The 546-nt window shown below is 51.3% G+C and carries 1 protein-coding gene; it reads right to left on the minus strand.

Translation table 11 applies throughout. The annotated features are described in order from the left end of the window. Positions 1-55 precede the first annotated feature (55 nt). Positions 56-376, minus strand: coding sequence for a hypothetical protein (locus D8790_RS10695; RefSeq protein ID WP_185761961.1), 321 nt, complete (start codon positions 374-376; stop codon positions 56-58). Positions 377-546 lie beyond the last annotated feature (170 nt).

Here is a 546-nt window from a genome sequence, read left to right on the forward strand (position 1 = left end):
CCAGTGTCTGTCTCAGTAAGTGCAAGTGCCTCAGCTTCATTGAGCGCCAGCCAGTCTATCTCAACAAGCGCAAGTGCTTCAGCGTCACTGAGCACCAGCCAGTCTGTCTCAGCAAGCGCAAGTGCTTCAGCATCAGTAAGCCTGAGCCAGTCTGTCTCAGTAAGTGCCAGTGCTTCAGCATCAGTAAGCTTGAGTCAATCCGTTTCAACAAGTGCAACAGCTTCAACCTCATTGAGCACCAGCCAGTCTGTCTCAGTAAGTGCAAGTGCTTCAGCATCAGTAAGCTTGAGTCAATCCGTTTCAACAAGTGCCTCAGCTTCAGCCTCATTGAGCACCAGCCAGTCTGTCTCAGTAAGTGCAAGTGCCTCAGCTTCATTGAGCGCCAGCCAGTCTATCTCAACAAGCGCAAGTGCTTCAGCGTCACTGAGCACCAGCCAGTCTGTCTCAGCAAGCGCAAGTGCTTCAGCATCAGTAAGCCTGAGCCAGTCTGTCTCAGTAAGTGCCAGTGCTTCAGCATCAGTAAGCTTGAGTCAATCCGTTTCAACA

The organism is Streptococcus cristatus, from assembly GCF_003943535.1.
GTDB lineage: Bacteria > Bacillota > Bacilli > Lactobacillales > Streptococcaceae > Streptococcus > Streptococcus cristatus_L.

What these genes read in the sequence shown, in the direction of transcription:
- D8790_RS10695 (WP_185761961.1), bottom strand. Translation starts at nt 376, where the DNA reads ATGAAGCTGAGGCACTTGCACTTACTGAGACAGACTGGCTGGTGCTCA.